This window comes from bacterium (genome assembly GCA_040755755.1).
In the GTDB taxonomy this organism is placed as follows: domain Bacteria; phylum SZUA-182; class SZUA-182; order DTGQ01; family DTGQ01; genus DTGQ01.
The window spans coordinates 1-20,503 of record JBFLZW010000013.1 but is presented as its reverse complement, the minus strand read 5'-3'; the positions used below and the strand labels follow the sequence as shown (position 1 = coordinate 20,503).

Annotated in this window: 9 protein-coding genes; 8 read left to right on the top strand and 1 reads right to left on the bottom strand. The window is 47.3% G+C overall.

All coding sequences use genetic code 11. The features are described 5' to 3' along the window. Positions 1-353 precede the first annotated feature (353 nt). The 8 genes from AB1611_04590 to AB1611_04555 are packed head-to-tail and all read left to right on the top strand — an operon-like array spanning position 354 to position 20,133. Positions 354-1,265, top strand: a complete 912-nt coding sequence (locus tag AB1611_04590; protein ID MEW6378867.1) for a DUF4007 family protein — start codon at positions 354-356, stop codon at positions 1,263-1,265. Further along, entirely contained in the window at positions 1,262-4,696 is a 3,435-nt protein-coding gene (locus AB1611_04585) for a hypothetical protein (protein MEW6378866.1), read from the top strand. Before AB1611_04590 ends, AB1611_04585 begins: the two co-directional genes overlap by 4 nt. Further along, entirely contained in the window at positions 4,697-5,491 is a 795-nt protein-coding gene (locus AB1611_04580; protein ID MEW6378865.1) for a phosphoadenosine phosphosulfate reductase family protein, read from the top strand. After that, positions 5,488-7,887, top strand: coding sequence for a hypothetical protein (locus AB1611_04575; GenBank protein MEW6378864.1), 2,400 nt, complete (start codon positions 5,488-5,490; stop codon positions 7,885-7,887). Before AB1611_04580 ends, AB1611_04575 begins: the two co-directional genes overlap by 4 nt. After that, positions 7,880-9,550 (top strand): hypothetical protein, encoded by a 1,671-nt coding sequence (locus AB1611_04570; protein ID MEW6378863.1) that lies wholly within the window; start codon positions 7,880-7,882, stop codon positions 9,548-9,550. Before AB1611_04575 ends, AB1611_04570 begins: the two co-directional genes overlap by 8 nt. Beyond that, positions 9,547-14,859: a DUF87 domain-containing protein gene (locus AB1611_04565; GenBank protein ID MEW6378862.1), complete on the top strand. Its 5,313-nt coding sequence runs from the start codon at positions 9,547-9,549 to the stop codon at positions 14,857-14,859. The genes AB1611_04570 and AB1611_04565 overlap by 4 nt, the downstream gene beginning before the upstream one ends. Before the next feature lie 38 nt (positions 14,860-14,897). Continuing rightward, complete coding sequence (locus AB1611_04560; GenBank protein MEW6378861.1) at positions 14,898-15,752, top strand: DUF4007 family protein; 855 nt, start codon at positions 14,898-14,900, stop codon at positions 15,750-15,752. A gap of 55 nt (positions 15,753-15,807) precedes the next feature. Then, complete coding sequence (locus AB1611_04555) at positions 15,808-20,133, top strand: hypothetical protein (protein MEW6378860.1); 4,326 nt, start codon at positions 15,808-15,810, stop codon at positions 20,131-20,133. Between the two features lie 149 nt (positions 20,134-20,282). Here AB1611_04555 and AB1611_04550 read toward each other — a convergent pair. Further along, a partial coding sequence (locus tag AB1611_04550; GenBank protein MEW6378859.1) for a four helix bundle protein occupies positions 20,283-20,503 on the bottom strand: 221 nt, incomplete at its 5' end.

Genomic DNA, 20,503 nt, shown 5'->3' with positions numbered 1-20,503 from the left:
TGTGAACGTAGAGGACTGATCCAACCTACATCAAGCCCTAAGCCAGTAGTAAGAAGCTGTTTTGAAGTAAGATCACATCTGTAGTGAGCAAAGCCAATGATAAAAGATAAGGATCCTCAGCGGATTAGATTACTGCCTATCTTAGCCTCAATCAAGCGGGATAGATGTTCTGTAAGTAGATCGCAGCAATGCCTCTACTAGCCGCATATCTCGGTCTACGCGGCTGGCTCACCTACGGAAGTTAAATAATGGAGGGATAGACGAGTTGGTGAATTTTGGACAAAAAGCAGCAGTTAATGTGTGGGTGTGGGATAAACATGACTGATTTACGGAGTCATGTTTCAAAAGGAGGAGTGAGTCGGCACGAAACATTCACGCCCCGCTATGGATGGCTGAAGAAGGGATATGAGGCAGCTATAAGCGATGGGAGGGTGTTTATTGCCCAAGACGCGATCGAAAGGCTTGGCGTGGGGAAAAATATGGTTAGATCCATTCGGTCGTGGTGTTTGGCGTTTCATCTCTTGGAACCATGCGAGGGCGAGGGGAAAAAGGGGGTAAATGGTGCCTTGCAGCCCACGCAGTTGGGAAATCGATTACTTGCTGACGATGGCTGGGACCCATACCTCGAAGACCTTGGGAGTCTTTGGCTTTTGCATTGGCAACTGTTTGTGCCTCCCATTGAGTCAGCGTCGTGGTCGCTGGCTTTCAACCATTGTGTTCTGCCAGCTTTCGATCGCAAACATCTTGCAAGGGTTTTAGTGTCTGCCGCGCAGCAGTATGATAAACTCTCGGCACTCTCGGAGAGTTCGTTTGACAATGACGCATCCTGTTTGATCCGAATGTATACAGGTGGTAAGGTTGATCCAACGGTAGGTATCGATTGCCCGTTTACTCAACTCAATATTATCCGCACCGTCGAAGAGTCAAACACCTTCCGGTTCGTGACAGCGGAAAAGCAAACTCTCCCCAGCCTCATATTTGCAGCCTGCTGTTTTTCCTATGCCAACTTGACTCAGCCAAATCAAAAGACCCTCTCACTGCATAAGATTGTTTATGAGTTCAATTCGCCAGGGGTCGTGTTCAAGCTTTCAGAAATGGATGCAGGCAGGTTGCTGGATGATGCTGCTGCGCAAATGCAAGGTGTGGATTTTATGGAATCCGTGGGTAATCGGCAACTCCTATTCAATGAGAATCCTATCGACCTTTTCTGGCATGCTCTCGAACTGTACTACGCAGATGAGGAGTTCCGAGGTGCTAAAAAGTGAAATTATCTGACCTTGTATATCCTGACGTAAATGTCGCTCGTTCCGTAAATCTGGAACGGGATAGAGGCTGCTCGTCTGCCCTTGAGAATTATCAGATAACGGGCAAGGCGCGTGAAATTCTCGGTCGGTTCATCTCGGCGCTACGCGGCGAAAAGGTTTCCGCCTGGTCGCTGACAGGGCCATATGGGATGGGCAAGTCTGCTTTTGCAAACTACCTTGTGGCCGTTACTGGAAACGATGCGCTCCCGGAAACAAACCTTGCCCATGAGAAGCTCCGGTATGTAGACCACAAACTTCAGCAGGACTTGGTCGATGCCATTAGTACATCAACAGATGGAAAGGGCTTTTTCCGCGTTCCGATAACTGCGACCTATGAACCTGTTAATCGTACCCTGCTCTCTGGGTTGCTTCGGGCACTGGGCAACGGACAGTTAGACCTTCATTGGCGAACCCAACTTCAAAACTCTATATCTGAGCTGCAGCAGCTATGCCAGCAGGAGCACCCTGATTCCCATACTATTGCAAAAAGCATTTCAGTATTACACAAAAAGCTTTATCGGCCTATCATCATTGTCATAGATGAGTTTGGAAAGAACCTTGAATATATGGTTCATCACCCCGATAAGGGTGATATCTTTGTCATGCAGATGCTGGCTGAAATTTCAGGTGTTTATTTGTGGGTTTGCCTGCACCAATCCTTTGAAGGCTATGCGTCGGGTCTTACCGTTCAGCAAAGACAAGAGTGGAACAAAGTGCAAGGCCGCTTTGAAGATATCTCGTTTGTTGAATCAACACCTCAGATGTTGGCACTAGCCCGGCGAATTTTAGTACAACGGCCAGAGGAAAGTCGTTTGGCCGTCAAGATTCAGGAGTGGGCAGCGACTATTGCCCAGCAGGCAAAAGCGGCGAAGCTTCCAAGCGTGGAGAGCATGACAGAGGATGAGATAGCTTCACTCTATCCCTTGCATCCAGTGTCAGCGATCGTGCTGACCGAGCTATGCCGGAGATTCGCCCAGAACGACAGGACGCTTCTGTCTTTCCTCTGTAGCGGCGATCCATACGCTTTGCCCCATTATCTGCTGAATCACAAGGTAGGCACAGATGAGCGATTACCCTCATTAGGACTCGATTATCTCTATGATTACTTCTTTTCCGTATCTACCACTACTTTCATCAACCGTCCTGAAGCACAACGATGGGTCGAGATTCAAGATATCATTGGCCAGGCGCATTCACTATCACCCCAAAGCCTTGCTATTCTTAAAGCCGTAGGTGTTTTGAACCTTATATCCGGCCCCTTCGGGTTTCCGGCAACCCCACAGGTCCTTCGATTGGCACTCCTGGAGCCACTTGGTATTGACCAGCAGACTTTGGATAATGAGATATCTGACTTGTCTCAGAAAAAAGTTCTCATTTTTCGTCAATACGCACAGGAGTACCGGCTCTGGGAGGGATCGGACTTTGACATCATCGGAGCGATCCATGAAAAAAGGGCTTTACTCGAAACACGCCCTTTGGTGGAAACCCTTCAGAGTTACTGTCCGCAAGTCCCGATAATAGCCTCGCGTCACTCGTATGAAACAGGCACAGTCCGAAGATTTGAGTGCCGATGGATGGCAATAACGGATTTGATCGCAGCAGCACCAAAACCCCAGCGTGGATACGATGGACTGCTCGTCTACGCATTCGGAAATCAGACCACAATTCAAGAGTTACCTCCAGCTTGTGCAGATGGACGCCCTATCTTGGTTGCATACACTGCTCATGAGAATCAAATCAGAGAGTTGATTCTCGAAGCAGCCGCGGCAAGGGCGGTCTTTGATGAGGCTCCAGAGCTTGTTCATGATGGTGTCGCCCGGAAGGAAGCCCGCTTCCGCGTCCAGGCAGCGGAAGATCGACTGCGGAGTTATGTCGGAGAGATCTATGCTCCTGGTTCTGAGGATGCTCAATGGTATGCATTCGGTGAACTACAGAAAGTGAGATATTATCGTGATCTCTCGTCACTGATTTCAAGCCTCTGTGATCAAGTGTTTGCCCAATGTCCTAAGATCGGTAATGAGATGATCAACTATGAACAGCTTTCAAGCGCGGCAGCACGTGCCCGTCGTGAATTGGGAGAGGCTATGGTAGCGAGGGAGAGAGAAGAGAATCTTGGACTCACTGGTTATGGGCCTGAAGTCGCAATCTATCGCTCACTCTTTCGGTCAACCGGACTTCATCGATATACTGGCGGACAATGGAGGTTCATACGCCCTGATGCTACCCTCCATCCTCAACTGGCGGCTGTATGGAATGTGCTGGATGGAATGCTTGATGCTGCCCAAGACAAACATGAGGGAATCGATGTCCGTGCCCTCATTCACCGGCTCAAGGAACCGCCATTCGGCATGCGAGAAGGGCCTATTCCATTATTCCTCTGCCACTATCTGATTGTGAATGCTGATGAGATTGCTTTGTATCAGGAAAGAGCGTTCAAACCTTATTTCGGGGAAGCCGAAATCGCTCTCATGGTCAATCGTCCGGAATTATTCTCGTTACGGCGCTATGCACCAACCGGTCTTCGCCGAGAGGTCGTTCAGGCGTATATGCAGGTACTGGATACCAACGTTCTCCAACTTGATAAAAATGTCCGCAATCCCTCTCTATTGCGGATAGTAACACCTTTGGTTCGATTTATGGAGGAACTACCCCAATATACTCGCTTCACTCGCCGGATTTCGCTTGCAGCGCAGAAATTGCGTGGAGCTATCCTTAATGCCAGGGAGCCAATTCAGCTTCTTTTTGAGGAAATACCCATTGCCCTCGGAATTTCGCCTGTACTCAAGGACGGTCACCCGGACCGTGCATGGAAAGAGATGTTGCGAGACCGTCTCCAGGAAGCTCTTCTCGAACTCCATAATGCCTTTGACCGTTTGAATATCGAAGTACAACAAATTATTATGGAGGCATTTGGTTTCCATGCCAAGACTAATACCTTACAGCCTTTCCGCAAGGAAATGCAAAAACGCATATCGCCGCTCATCAACCCTTGTCAAGATAAGGGTCTTAAATCCGTGCTAAGCGCTTTTATCAATAGATGTGAAGATGATGCTGAATGGATACGTGGTATTGCAGGCCAGACGATCAAAAAGCCGGTAGATTCATGGCATGACACCGATATAGAGCCGTTCCGTGCATCAATGTTGGAGCTGTCTGCCCGTATTGAGTCTCTCAGAGAGTTGGTTGCTGCCGGGCTAGGGTTAGGGGACGATAGCAACGTAGTCGTTACCCTGACCCGTGGAGATGGAAAGACCCATCGTCGAGTCGTTCGACTTGACGAGGTAACACGCCGCAAGCTCAGGCAAAATTTTTCGAATATCTTTAGTCAATCGCTCGATATGCGTGCTGCGCTCTGTGCCTTGCTTTCAGAATCGCTTGAGGAGAAGAAGTAAATGACAGCGAAACGTGAAAGACACATTCTGGCATTATCCGGCGGTAAGGACAGTGCAGCCCTCGCTGTATATATGCGTGAGAAACACCCTGAAATTCCTTTGGAATATGTGTTTATTGATAGCGGATGTGAGTTGCCTGAAACATACGAATACTTAGATAGAATTAGAGCTGTGCTAAGCATAGAAATAATAAGCATTCGTTCTCCTCGGGGCTTTGAATATTGGCTGAAGTACTACGGTGGGGTTCTCCCCTCTCCTACCAATAGGTGGTGTACTCGCCAACTTAAGCTAAGGCCCTATAAAGAATGGTTAAGACAACACTGCCGAGGTACCCGCGTCTATAGCTATGTTGGACTTCGGGCGGATGAAGATAGAGAGGGCTACCGTCCATCAGACGAAAATATAATTCCTGTCCATCCTTTTATAGATAATAGGCTTATGATAGACGATATCATCCAAATTCTGAGTGACGTAGGACTCGGAATGCCATCATATTATTCTTGGCGTCAACGGTCAGGATGCTTTTTTTGTTTTTTTCAACGGGATAACGAATGGCGCGGACTCCGGACAAACCATCCAACCCTCTTTGAGAAGGCATGTCAATACGAGGAACAGCATTCTGATGGCCGGACTTACACTTGGCGGGATAATGGCAGCCTTCGCGATCTTTCCTCCACGGCGGGCAATGGTATGCCCGAAGCAATAAAAAACCGGCCACTTCTCATTGATAGTATGGCTGGTATTAATGTTCAACCATTCAATCCCGAAAATTTACTCATCAGAGACAAAAAATGAGTGAGCAAGAGGGCCTACTAAATTACATATTGTCAAAGTTAAAATCTCTACACATCATGAGAGCTAATGGACAAATAAGTCCGCATAAGTTTATCTTCTTATTGATGCTGGCTAATCTCTATGAGGAGAATCCTTGTCGAGAAAACTGCTTCCCGATGGAATCATGGCTCGATGACAAATTTCTTGATACATGGCTTCGCGTTTTTCCAGAGACGGACCCCAAAACTGTTCTGATCGAACATCCTTACTACCATTTATCAAATGATCAAATCTGGCATCTAAAGGTAAAAACTGATGCAGAGGCATTGTTTCACTATTATAAAGAGACTCCAAACTTGCGCCTTACTCGCCGACGTTTGGTGGAGACTGTAGAATTTGGATATGCGAGTCAAGAATTTGATACCTGCCTTCGTGATCTGGTTTCTCGGCAAAGGATAATTGAATATTTACATGAACAACTCAGACATATAACCAATCCACATGTGCAAAGATCAGAGAAAATTGTACCAGAGGAGACTTCGCTCTTACGATATGGAGCTAACGTTATGGATTTGAGTTCGGTAAGAGAGAATTGGGGACATATGCAACCAAAACCTGAAGAGGGGCTGCAAACGAATCTCTTTGTTGCTTACTTGAATTCACTTCACTGCCGGAATGCCGGGAGTGAAAACGCTCTTGCAGAGTCCCAGGCTCGAAATGCCTTTTTTGGGCTTATCCATGTTTCTCATCCGCTGACTGCGTATATCAATGGAATATTACTTGGTAAAGAAAGGCGGCATGTTATCCTTACTGGTCACGCTGGTGACGGAAAGTCTACTATTGCTACAGAACTTTATAAGCGGTTCAAGGAATTACCCTGTGAGCAGCCACTGCCCAACGATCTGACTCGGCGTGAAAATTTGATGTTTAATGGCATTGCTATTACTCTTATAAAGGACTTTAGTGAATGGTCTCCAGTCGAACGTCTTACATTGGTTGATGAAATGCTGAAAGGTGACGCAAGGCGGTTCCTTTTAATTTCAAATACAGGCACGTTGTTGGAAACATTCTCCAATTATGAGCGGAAGTCTCCAGATGGTAACCGGGTGTATACCGAAAGCGAAATACTCCACAGAATTAGTATGGATAAACCATGTGAAATGCAATTCCATAACGTCTTTTTTTCTATAATTAATCTATCAATGATGGATAATCTTGAACTTGCTGAAAGGGTCTTTCAGCGGATGATTAAAGCTGACCGTTGGGCAGCATGTAAGATATGCGTTTATTTCAGGAATTGCCCTATTTCCCGAAACATAGATCTTATTCAACAAAATGAGGATGTTGTTCGGGAACGTATTTTTTTAATTTACCGCCGCATGTACGAGTATGGGACACGGTTTACTTTGCGCCAACTGTCTGGACATTTGGCCTACATGATTACATCAGGACTCAACTGTGAGGACATTGTTAAGATGTCGCAGAAGGCTGCCCCTCCGTTAAGTACTGAGTTCATGTTTTTCAATCGTTTTTTTGGAGATAATGGCAGAGATGTCGATAGCCCTGCGCTGCAACTTCGCACTGTGAGTGTGATACGAGAACAGGGATTCGGCAGTCACCCATGTCCTACTTGGGAAAGGCGACTCTGGATGCAGAGCAAAGGCCCTGTCTTCCGCTTGGATGCGAAAGGCTGTGATGAGGAATTCGAGCAATTACGCAGGTGCGGGGCAAGGCTTAAGTTTGATGAGAACCTAAAGGATACAAAAGCGCGAGAACAAGTACGCCGAATGATTTTCTTTTTGCATAAGTCTACTTCGACTGATGATAGCATAGACACATATATTAAGACTTTTTTAAATTCACTGATGGTTTTAAATTTTGCTCGGTGGCAGAAGCGACCTAATGCGGGTCTTGCGTTGCAGGAGACAACTGACCTGCTTCGACGGATTCTTCATGTTCTTCAGGAACACTTCACAGGTATCAGGTTTCCAGAGGGTACGCCTTCCGACCACCTATATGTTACATTAAGCCGACGCTCATATAGGGTACGCCAAAGTGCCCAAGTCGTATTAGCACGTTTTCCCGCGGATGATTTCAAACTAAGCCTTATTTCGCCAAATAACGATGGTGCTGAGGGGGGGCGACTTGAACTAATGCTCAAAAACCACAGGGATACTACGCTTCGGCTTGGATTGCCGTTTTTGGACTATGTCATGATGCGAAATCAAGGAGAAATTGGAGAGAGTTTACAGGCATCTTACATCGACCGTTTAGAGAGGTTCAAGGGTCAACTCATTCGGTTGGCAGATGTGGATCAAGGCGAAGGTATTATGCTCATTAGAGCCCGCACAAACCACACATTCAAGCGGCAGATCTATGCATTGCGCGGAAGTCGGCTGGAGGTGACTGATGGTTAAACATTTTCCTCATATAAGTTTGGAAATGATCACACATCGTGGCCAGGACCGCAATCCCGCCATTCAACTCTTCGGTCGTCGCTTCTTTGTTGACCAAACAGTTCCAGAATTGTTGGTAGAATTTTTACTTGTAGCTTCGTCCGCTAAAAAGATAGGTAACACTTTATTATTATCTAAGCAGGTGTTTCCATATCTTGATCTACTTCGAGCATGGCCGGATAAAGTACACCTTGACTATACAGCGAAGGCATGTCTTAACCTAAAATTGTTTGCTTTCCTGGGAGCTTCAAAACTGGAAACTAGGCATCAAAGCCACCGGGAACATTATCATAAACTGAGAGATTTATTGAGTAGTCAGGAGAGGTTGGTAGTATCCAGCACAGCCGAAAGGACGGAAGTACTACGCACACTAGAGAACCTCTTTTTGGGGTTCCAGGGTGTAGGGAGTGAAAGAACTTGGTGCGCGCAGAGTTTCCTGCCTCTCATTCGGGAGTTGATTGGTGGAGAGAGTATTTGGAGAGAAACACGTGCTAAAGATGCAAACGTACAAGGATGGGGCGACGCCTTAGATTTCTTTTCACATAACCAACAATTATTTCTCGCACGAGGAGGGGAACTTCTCTACCTTCAGATTTGCAATGCCTTAAGGCAAGAAGAGAGCTTAATCGAAATGTGGAATACCAAAGCAGACCTCGGCCTTTCAAAGCAAGAACGCACGCCGGAATGCCTTCATAAGGCTCTGGAGGATGGAATCAGCGGAGTTCTGAATGCTTGTCCGAAAACCCTGGGCAAACTAGCTACTTTTATTGATTCCGGGGTAGATCCTGAGACTTCTAAACATACAGACAAAGATGAGAATGGTAATCCAAGGTTCACACGCTGCGGATGGTGTCCAGCAGAGAGCTGGCAGGAGGGGCTGCTATTTGCAGTTGAGTTACTGCGCCTTTGTGATGCAGCCGTCGATCCAATTGAACGGCTGGAGCTACTGGAAATCGCTTGTGCTATGCAGGTGTTGCGCAGTCTCTGTGCGCAGAGCGCTCGCTATGTTGATTGGCCGCAAGCACAAGGGGAAAAAGCTGGCCCTCTGGCATTTGTGTGGGCTGTTTCCGATCCGGAGGGACGGGATAGTGTCCTGAAGCAGATATCCCGGCGTAGTGTAAGTGCCATTCAGCGCATGATTTACGATGCGATTCGGCATCCAGATATTCGCGCGGTAGTGGCCCAGCAGGAACGCGAGGATCGAGCCTGTGGACAGAAGTGGGTTGATCCTTATAAGGAGGCAGATGGACGTTATGGGTACAAGCTATTTCTAACTCTAGCCAAGCGAATTGGCTTGGTTGTACCGAAGCGAGGTACCGGAGCCCGCTTTGTACTGAATGATCGCCTGCTACGATTTCTCGTGATGTCCGTGATTCGCCCAGGGGAGCGAGTTACCTACGAGACATTCAAAAAGCTGGTGTTTACCCACTATGGTATTGCTCTGGACAGCGAGAAAATTGGCCAGGCATGTGAATGGCATGGGGCTACGCGGCTTACTATGCTGGACGGGAACTTAGATGCATGGGTAGTGGAAATGCTTAATGCGTCCGGAGTGCTTATCCGGTTGTCTGATTCCTGCTCTCTAGTCACTAATCCCTTTGATGGCAGAAAGAACGGATTATGAGGTTCTTTGCAAAGACTGTATTTGAGCATATCCGCAAGCAAATAGAGCGCCATATTCGCCAGGGAGAACCTGGCAGCAAGCTCCTATTCATGATGCCTAGCGTACCGGCTACTGTGGTTACGGAAGTTGGGAACCGCCTGGTTAATTACTGTGCCGAGCAAAGCCGAACGATCTCACCACTGATCAAGGTTGCGAATATCCTTTACCGAGAGTGGGAAGCGGCAGATGATGTTGCTATAAGAAAACAAATCACCGAAATTTACAATAAGGGATGGCGCGACGAACAGGGCAACCTGACAAGCTATCGCAATGCCTCTGCTAAGCAAGGTGAATTTCTTGTAATTCTCTTGATAGGAGTTGATAGGGTCACTGATTCCTCCAGTCTGGCGGATTTTCATCACTGCGATTTTCGCACGATCTGGAAAGAGGAACTACAGGGTAGTTTTGCTCCATGGGTCTCTATAGCTTTGAATGAGTCATCGGTAGGTTTTGAGGAAAACACACTCCATCATTTTGACGTTATTTTTCAATCATCGATCGAGTATGGATTAGCGGATATCCTCCAGATCAGCACATTGCTGGAAGAGCTCAACCTGAAAGCAGCGCAAGATGGAAGAGATGCAGAAAAGATTCTGCTGCGCAGCCTTGGGTGTTTTGGTTTACCTTCTTTCTCAACGTATAAATTTTCCACTCGGCGGTCTTTTGGGCCATATGTAGGTGATGCTATATCATTCTTCTCTTATGATGCATTCCTTGAGGATCGCCCTCGCCAGCGGGCAGTTGAAACAATTGAAAAATTTCTAAAGCATCGTGAACTTGGGGAATTATTCGACCAGAGTGTTCGGGAGCCTTTCGATAGTGATAAAGCTTTTATAGATGCTCTTACAGAATACATCAAGACAGGGAATGATGAACTCTGCATCAAGTTACGCAGATGCGACTTTGTCACTATTCGTGACCATATTCTTGGCTTCCGGGCTCCCAAAGAGCCAAAACCGAAGAAGGAGACAGTTAAAAAGCTGACAGGTGGGCCTGTCCAAGTCGTACTGACTGCTCTATGGAACACGCTGGCTGAGTTCAAAGAAGAAGCAGTAAGGCAGAGAGTTTTTGCCCAGGATGTCTTGAGCTTGAGAGAGATACGCATTGAATCATGTCTTTTCAAACATGACTGTGACGGAGAATCCCCTGATGAGCGTGCGCTAAAGGCGCGCACTTATTTAACCCGCTTGCTGGGAGGGATTGATAATCTGCTAGAGCAACAGATCGCACAGACGAAACTGTGCAGAGAGGATCAGAACGTATTGGTTCATTCGCACCTTGTGAGGGAAGATATCGATTGCCAGTCGGCTCGTAGTGCAGAGCCATTCTTGCAGTTTTCCGTGGAATTGGTGGGAGAAGGGTGGGAAAGACCGGTCACCAAGCAGTTTGCATGGCGATTACCGGAAATTGAACCTTATAGAATAGTTGATGAGCTTGTGCGGTGGGCTGCACAGGGCATAGAAAAGGCGGGCGGCTATTGTCTGCCGGTATTTCACGTGCCGTACTATGAAGAGCTTATGCTTGCCAAGGATGATGAGGAGATTCGCCGTGTTCTCCGCCAGTGCATTCAGGATGAAGGCGGCAGTATATTTAATCTACTCAGTGTGTCAGACTTGGACAAAGATGACCCGCTTTTGAAGCATGTACAAAAACTGGCCTTTGAATACGGCCGCTTCATACAGAAAGCCCAGACCGAAGGATTACATACAGCCTTGGAAGATGATTGGGACTCATTAAGAAAAGCGTATGAAGATGCATTCGATGCTTATCTTTTCCGTGAACCTGAGTGTGCAGGTAGCCCGCTTGCACAGCTACTGTTCCGGTCATTCCTCATTGTCTGCCGACGGCGGAGTGAAGAGGGCGATAGATGGGTGTGGGATAAATTTGAGCCATCGGGAGTAGTGACAATTTTGCATCCTGCTTTGTTAGAGATGTTACAGGCACATGAGCGATATCTGTTTACCTGCTTTGGAACCATTGCAGGGAATGCCCTGAGTGCATCTGACCCACGAGCCTTTCATAGTGCCAGTGCCGTTTGGCAGAACTATATCGATCTAGCAGCTATACAGATGCCTCTATCCGGACTAATAAAGGACCGGAACCATATCCTGGATACGAATGTGCGAGGAGAAAATCTGATCCATCGAATTGGCAGCATAGGTAACAGGGAAGCCTCTCTTACTACGCGGATGCTCTTACGCTACGATGCTTTTGATGAGGAAGATGTGAGCGATACCGATCTTTTCCACAAGAGCCGAGAATCTATGTTGATATATCGCATCTTGAGAGATTACCGAAAAATGCATCCTCACGCTGATGATGGGTTGAGTATCGCGATCTACCAAAACCAGGACATTCAGCCGATAATCGCAGCCGTAGATCAGTTTTTGAGTGAGGTCTATAGTGAGGTCTATGAGGATAACTTAACCAAACCCCATAAGTATACAATGTCAGTGACCATATTCACTGAATCGAGCGACGATGCCTGTGTTTCCCGATGGATCAACCAGTGGAAAGAGAGATGGGAAGCATCTGAGACGCTGGGATCACTCGCTCACTACCAGTACAGCCACTTGTCTGTTGCCCACCGGCTTGTTTCCCATCAGGATTATTATCATCAATTTCGGAAGCTAATTGATGAAGGACTTGAGGTTGATATCGCCATACTGAATAGGTTTATTGGAGCTGGTGAACAGGAGAACGATTTTAAACGTGTCGAGCCTTATGTGGTGACCTCTCGTACACTTAAATTTCCTATTCTCGAAAAGTCATTCTGCGCGGTCAGGGACCCTGGCAGGAAATTCCAGCGGGCACGTATATTGAGTAACCGACAATTTCATATTACTACACGACACGCAGAATTGATGGCCCGTCTGAAAAATCAAGAGACGCAACAAAACACACACCATGTTGTGCTCGGGTTTGGTGATTACAAACCGTGGGAGGGAGTTGTTGATAAGCTTCACCAGCGAGCTGAATGGGTTGTTTGTATTGATCCAAGCATAGATGAGCAATTGATTTACCAGAAGCATAGTGATACGCTGGAAGAACGTGAGATTATCGGCTTTGGTTCTGGGGTCGGATCTCATGGCGAGGCGAACTACACAATTTCTACTGAACAGTTCAGCCTAGCGGATGTTTTGTACCGTCTCACGGCTTCTATCAGAGAAGTTTATAGTGGTTGGTCTGCCGACGTTTATGAGAGTGTAGCTAAAGGAGTCCTTGCAGAGTCCCGTCGGTTGTCAGGGCTCTCGTTAGTGCGCGCTACTGGTGTCGGCCATTACATTCGTGATTTCATGGCCTATGCACTCACCCGCAAAATCCTATCCGCAGGTGGAGATGCATTGTGCGACCAGCTCGTGTCATTGGATGCTTATCGGCACTGGTTTGATTCAGCAGACAGTGATACTCGTCCGGATCTCCTATGGATTATAGCCCGTGTAGGCGACGATGGTCGGTTTCACCTTGATCTTCGGCTGATTGAATGCAAATTGGCCAAGATGGCAGATACGCATAAAGATAAATCGCAACAGCAGCTTGAGAACGGGCTGCGTCACTTAATAGCCGTATTCACACCACGACTTAACAACAGAAGTATTGAAGACGATCGTCCAGATCAACGGTATTGGTGGCTGCAAATTCACCGGCTAATTGCCAGCAAAGCAGAAATCACCAGGCGTGACCAGGAGCGGCGGGTTTTGACCGCTTTAGAACGTCTTGCCGAAGGAGATTATGATATCGAATGGCGTGCCGCTGCCATTTTTTTCTGGACAGACCATGCCGGCGCAAATTTGTCACTCAATGATGTGTGGCCATATGCTTTTGAGGAACAGGAATTAGGAATAAACGTAGTGTCTGCCGGGAGTACTTATGTACGGACCTTGTGCACAGCTAAGGCTGCAAGTGCCTTTCCTTGGGAAGGAAGCCCTATCCAATTCGATGCCACCATAATTCCTGAGCTGCCGATAATGCCCAAAGATGGCGAAGAAAAGGAAAGTATCGAACCGAGTGCCTCATGCATTGAGTTTGACCATGAAGAGTCAAATGTGCCTTTGATGCAGCCCCCAGATGAAGAGGGGGATGTAGGGCAGCAGCAGCGCACGCTACCACCTATGGAAATCAAGATACCCGATAGAATCCTTTTGGGTACGACGTCGAAAGGCTCTCGGCCTGTTTACTGGGAATTCGGTCATAAGGAATTGACTAACCGGCACATGCTTGTTTTTGGCACTTCCGGGATGGGCAAGACCTACACGATTCAATGTCTCCTATACGAGCTTGGCCGATGCGGGCAAAACTCGCTCATTGTGGACTATACAAATGGTTTTTTCGACAATCAACTTGAGGAGGAATTTAAAGCGTTTCTTCAGCCTGTCCAGCATGTTGTTCGCAAGAAACCTCTCTCTATCAATCCCTTCCGGCAACAGCAGGTCGAGGTGATCAATGGAGAATCTATTTCTGAAGGAGATGCTAACACGGCCCAGCGTATCAGCGGTGTTTTTGGGGAAGTATACAGTTTTGGCGATCAGCAGAAGTCAGCCCTGTACCAAGCAGTGAAACGCGGAATAACTGCATCTGGAGAAGCAGGAATGACTTTAACTGACCTTATCCCCTATTTGGAAGAGATATCTAAAGAGAAAGGTTCTATTGGTTCATCTGCAAGAAGCGTTATTAGTAAAATTCTCCCCTTCGTAGATCAAAACCCATTCGGTGTGGAAGATCCGGAAAGCTGGGAGAGGTTGTTTAATGACTCGCAACAACGCTGTCACGTGATTCAGCTTGCAGGCTTTCTACCAGATGCAGCACGGCTGATTACGGAATTTTCACTTATTGATCTTTTCTGGTTTTACCGTGGACGTGGAACAAAAGATTGTCCACGGGTAGTGGTACTAGACGAAGTGCAAAATCTGGACCACCGGGAGGAAAGCCCATTGGCTAAGCTTCTGCGTGAAGGTCGCAAGTTCGGCTTCTCCCTCATCCTTGCCACCCAGATTATGAGTAATTTACAGAAGGACGAGCGCGATCGACTCTTTAATGCAGCTCATAAGCTGTTTTTCCGGCCAGCGGACACTGAAGTCCGGACATATGCGGACATCATCGCTATTTCAACGAACGAAAAAGCCGATATCTGGATGAACCATCTGACATCACTCGAAAAGGGAGAATGCTACTCGCTCGGTCCCAGTCTGAATGAGGCAACAGGAAAACTGGAGGCTAAACCCTTCAGGATCCGGATTACCTCTTTATCGGAGCGGAGCAGTAATATCTAAGCATCGGAGCGAAGCGTTAATGCCTAAGAGGAGCGATAGTGTCTAAAGCAAGTCAGACGCCAACGCGATTGCCGCGTAACTTTCACAAGACATTTATCCCAGAACGACAGTATATCCATGCGATGTTGCGGTATGCTGCTTCTGGGAAGGCAGGAGATTATCAGGAGATATCGGCAGTGACGGGTATCCCAACGGGAGTTTCCAGCGGCAAAGTGCCTGCCATTTTGGATTACTGCCGAGGCATGGGTTTAGTGAGGCTGGCAGGAGGGGAGCAGCCAGGTATTAAACGGCCAGAATTGACACCGTTTGGGCGTATTGTCCTTCTGGAAGATCCATACCTGAAAGAGCGGGTAACTCAGTGGATTGCTCATTTTAACCTCTGCGGACCACTGATGGGCGCTGACGTCTGGTATTATGCATTTTTTGATGGCACCCAGGCATTAGGCATGAGTTTCCCAAGAGAAAAACTCGCAGAATATCTAGCTCTTGTTTACAGTACTCAGCAAAGTGGTCTGATCGGCCCTCTCGTAAGAATGTATGAGGACGAAGCGTCTTTCAAAAATTGCGGTGTATTATCGTCGGATAATAACGATATCATTTCCCGGCAACAGGCGCCGACTGCTGATGAGTTTGGTTTCGCATATGGTGCCTGGATGCTCCAGCTTATGGATGAACACTTCCCCAAGGTTGGTCAGGTAACGGTTACTGAATTGGACGCGAAAGCTGGCTGGCGTACGATACCCGGCTGGGATATTTCCAATGTGCAACGTGTTCTTTATTTGATTGAACGGAAGGGAATCATTGAGGTAGACCGGCACATGGATCCGTGGATTTTGCGGCGAAAAGCTACTGCTGAGGAGATGTGGTGTCGAATCTACAACGACCTGATATAACATCTGATATAAAGACTACTTGATGTCAGATTCTTATAAAAAGAAGGCTTAGGTAATGCCAATACAAGTCCAGGATGTAGTTAAATTCCGAGGTGATAGGCTCTTTCATGGTGCTGTAAATATTGACTGGTTTCTTAATGATGAAGAAAAGTGCCGCGCGGCTGCCGAAGCATTTATCTTCCACGGACCAAAGTACCACGGTGTTACTCAAGTAGATGTGGGGAGCACTCACGGTCATCAACTGCAAGACACTGCCAGCTTCATACGTGCAATTGTTCGGCGCTGTTGCGGACTTGAGGACCAGCCCTTCACCTTGACGATTGCAGGTTACGGAACAGGCAAGTCACATTTAGCCCTTACTCTTGCCGTATTACTCGCCAATCCGACAAATGGCATTTCTGAGCATATCCTATCATCCCTCGACGTTGCTGATTCAGGTATCGGCAGTGAAATCCGTGCTATGCTGAGAGAAACAAACCATCCCTGCCTCATCGTAGCGCTTAACGGCATGGGGAGCTTCGATCTGACAGCCGAGTTAATTCGGCAAGTGGTACAGCAAATAAGAGTCAGAAACATGGACACGAGGCCGCTTGACGAACTGAGGCCACGATTCAAGCAAGCTGCCACTCTGATCCGCATGTCGAGCGACACTATCATCAAAGAGCTTCTCGATGCGTGTGGTACAGTAAATCGCGATGCCATTTTAAACGCGCTCGAAAGGCAGGACGAACATGTTTATGCTAAAGTCCATGAATTTTTCGCCTCACAAGGTATGCCAATCCGCGCTTTAGGTGGCGAGTCTGTGCAAGATGTGATTGACGTAGTGGCACGAGAGTATTGCGGCGTAGACAAACCTTTTCGACGACTTCTTATCCTTTTTGATGAATTTGGGCGATATACTGAATTTGCAACGGTCCGCAGCCAGGTTGCCGGAAGCGGTGTGCTTCAGGACATGTTTGAGGGGATTCAAGGGCATGCCGACACAGCTTGCTTTGTGGGTTTTATTCAATTTGAGCTTAACGCTTATGTACAGCGAGTTGCCCCGGAATTTAAAAACGAAATTCTTCGCTACGTCACACGGTATCAATCTGCCAGCAAAGTTTATCTCTCCACCAATCTGGAGACGCTTATAGCTCATCTGCTGGAGAAGCAAGATCCAGACAAGCTGGATTCATGGTTTGATGGAGAGTTAGCTCGCCGGAAATCACAAGAAATAATAAATAACCTCAATTCATGGTTTCCACAATCCCGTAATTACAGGCTGTGGAGCGATCCCGAACAGTTTCATACCGTGATCAGAAAAGGTTGCTGGCCGCTATCTCCCTATGCAACATGGTTTTTGTTTTATCTTGCGGCAGCAGGCAAGCATCTCCAGGAGCGGTCTGCCCTGACTTTACTTGGTGATTTCTTCCAAAATTCCCCAGGCTTCACGCTCAGTGATGAAGGGAATTGGTCTTTAGCACCGGTTGATCTGTGGTCAGATGAACTACAGCAGGAATTCATTTCATCTGAGGAAACTGGCCAGCAGGGATCTATTACTCATGCTTTTTCATCCGTGTATGCACGACATGGTGCCCAACTGCCGGACCGTCTCATACGAATCCTTCGAGGTGTCGTTCTGGCTTCCAAGATGGGATTGCAGGTTGGTTCCCGTGACGAGGCTGTTATGGCCTTGGCTGCACTCACAGGGTTATCGCTTCCTGTGGTACGCGATGGAGCTACTCAACTCCAAGAGGAGTACAATGTTCTCGATTGGGATGATCGCTTTAAAAGTTTTGATATCCTGGGCGACGCCATACCACGGACGCAGTTTTTGGCGTTCATCAGGCAAAGGGTAGCGAGTATTTTCGACGAAGACGGAAAAGCCAAGCTTTTTGTAAGAAAAGCATCTGAGTGGTGCGACCTGCTTGGGGATATAGAAAGCAATTTTGCTGAAGATAACTCTATCACTACCAAGGAATGGCGTTATCAAGGGATAACATCGAATCTTGAAATTTTACAAACGCATATTAAATTCGCTACAGATCGATGGGAAAAAGCCGTAGCGGTTGACGAACCAAGAGGAACTATTATTTATTGTTATGTCGGCCAGAGCTATGATCCTGATGCGGCAGCTTCCGAGGCCAAAAGGCTGCTTCGTAGTGCGGCTCGTGAGAGCGATGTAGCTCGTGAAAACGGTACTACTGCGCTGCCCATATTGGTCCTACTCCTCTATGATGAAAATGGAACATTGGGCCAAGCTTTGGCTGAACTGGCAGTTTTGGAGGAGTCGATCACCGATGAAGATCGCGCTCGGTTCGGGAACCTCATAGGTGCGCATAAAGAGAAAACGCTTCAGGGAATTCGAAACCAAATTGAAGAAATGATCAAGAATCGGCAGTATGTTACTTCATTGAGTGAGGAGTTAGAAGCGCATCGTTTAGTTCCTGCATGCACTGAACTTTTCAAAAGAATTTACAAGAAACCATTGTCATTTCCTTTTGATGGTTTCAGCACAGCCAAAGGCAATGCTGCCGATAGTTGTCAGGAACTCACTATTGAACTGCTGCGAGGGAAACTTGATTATGATGCAGTGATGGCTAAACCGATAAAAGTTAAGAACCGTGCGGTAACGGTCTTGCGAGACAATTGGGGATTTTTCCATAAGTCCGGAGCTATGTCGATGAGACCATTACATCCAGTTGCACGGGCCGTTACCGAGAAGTGGGACGATACGCTTCAATCGAATCAGCAGCAATTCATCATTGGAAATGAGCTGCGCCAGCTTTGCCTGCCACCCTATGGCGCTAATATCGCTTCTGCAGGATTGCTTTTAGGGATCTTTGTCGCACCACGTGTTGAGAAGCTTGCCATAGTTCGTGACGGCCAGCAATATGATGTTTCTCAATGGGTAATGGATTCTCAAGATAGAATATTTCGCAGCAAATTCCTCGATCTCATGGCCCTTAAGGATGTTGCCCTTGCTTTTATTGGTGAAGCCTCTTCAGAATGGGAGAGCTTTCTCGATGAGTGGGAGCAGGCGGAGAGCTATTTAGACCGTGCCAATTGTCTGGAACGAGCCGAGGAATTGAAAAAGCGGGTTCCAGTGCCTCCAGCATCGAACTACCGCTTCTTTCATTTGGAAGAGCTGGCAAAGGCTGCTTCAATTGAGCTTAAGAAAATGGATAGCGCTCAAAATGATGCGATCAACAAGCTCGAATTAGGATTTAAACAAGATAGTATCAGTATACTCAGTTGGGGAGCGGTCTCACTCATGGAGCTAATAGAACGTATGACTTCGGAAGGGGTGCTCTGGACTCGGCACCAAACCGAGGAGTTGCAGCCTCTTGTTGAGCGTGCTCGGCAGATAATTATACAAATCTTCCCTGCATGGCTGGCACGTCAGGCACCGAAAGATGATAGTCCCGATTCCATCGGCAACTTTAAACATAAGATGCTCCGTTTAGTAGGAAATAACCTGAAAAGGCTTGGGCTTGATGAGCAGTATAATGAGCTTGAGGCACGCACTAATTTACTTATCCGCAATGCGGAAACAGCCGCTGACGCACGAAAACTGATCCGAGATGTACGGTCCTGGCTCGAACAACATAGAGACGCTTGCCGGATACCCCGCATTGCAAAAATCCGGGGGTATCTTGAAGTTGGCAAAGATTTTTCTAACAAACTACAAGGGATGTCTCGGCGAACCGAGATGATTGAGATGGTTGAGCTTAGTGAAATTCGCTCAGACCTTGCTGAGTTCATGGACAAGCTAAAAAAAGCTGAATCCGAAATAATGGCACGCACTCGGAGAATTTGGCTAGCAAAATTAAGGTCCATCGAGGAACTTGAGAGGTTAATTGACGAAGTAGAGGAACTGACAGGGGCATTCGAGGGTTGCCAAGATGATCTTGATGACTTCCGTGTTATTCGAAGCGTCTTGCAGGCATATCAAGGGTGTTATCGTCAATTGCAAAATGAAGGTTTAACTTGGCAGGAATTCAACTCGCGGGCAGAAAAACTTCGGCAGGAAATCGAAGCTACCTATGGCGAAGCGGAAATCCCTTGGCCAGTAGATGAAACATTTGGAAGCTTCGTCGATATTATCACCAAGCAACGTAACCAAGCGAGCTTATCCTGGATTGAGGCCGTCGAGTCTGAGGCATCTGATATTGCAACCATGCCCGCTCCCGATGCTAACCGTTTGCACACGAAAGCAAACAACCCGCCATCTGTCCTTACAGAACAACATGAAAAGCGCCTTGCCAAACTCATCAAACAGATCGAGGTACGACTTGAGACGCTCGCCCTAGACTGGCTCATCGAAAAATTTCAAGCTCTCCCTGAGTCCGCCAAGAAAAAGTTCCTTAAGCTTGCTTCTCAGATATTGAGCGAATCTTAGTACAGGTCGCCATAATTACGCGGCCAGTTGTTTTTGGTCTGGTGGTGTGATTGTGATAATCTAAAATTCCCCCATTTTAGGGGTTTGTGACAACGCAAAATTCCCCCACCCCTGACTGAAGTTTCCGGTATTATATGGGCAGAAAAAAACTAGCCAGGTGAACCTGAAAGCCCAATTCGGGCAAAGGAGTCAGGAGTCAGGAGCCAGGAGTCGGAATGGATCGGCAATAGGCTTCCAGCAGTTTCCCCATAGCCAAGATCCTTTGACAGGATCAAATAATAGCGGCATTCTTCAAGTGAGCCTCGAGCTGTATTCATGAATCTTTTTTTATCCACCTTACTGCTTTTCCTAAACCCTTCGGCGATATTAG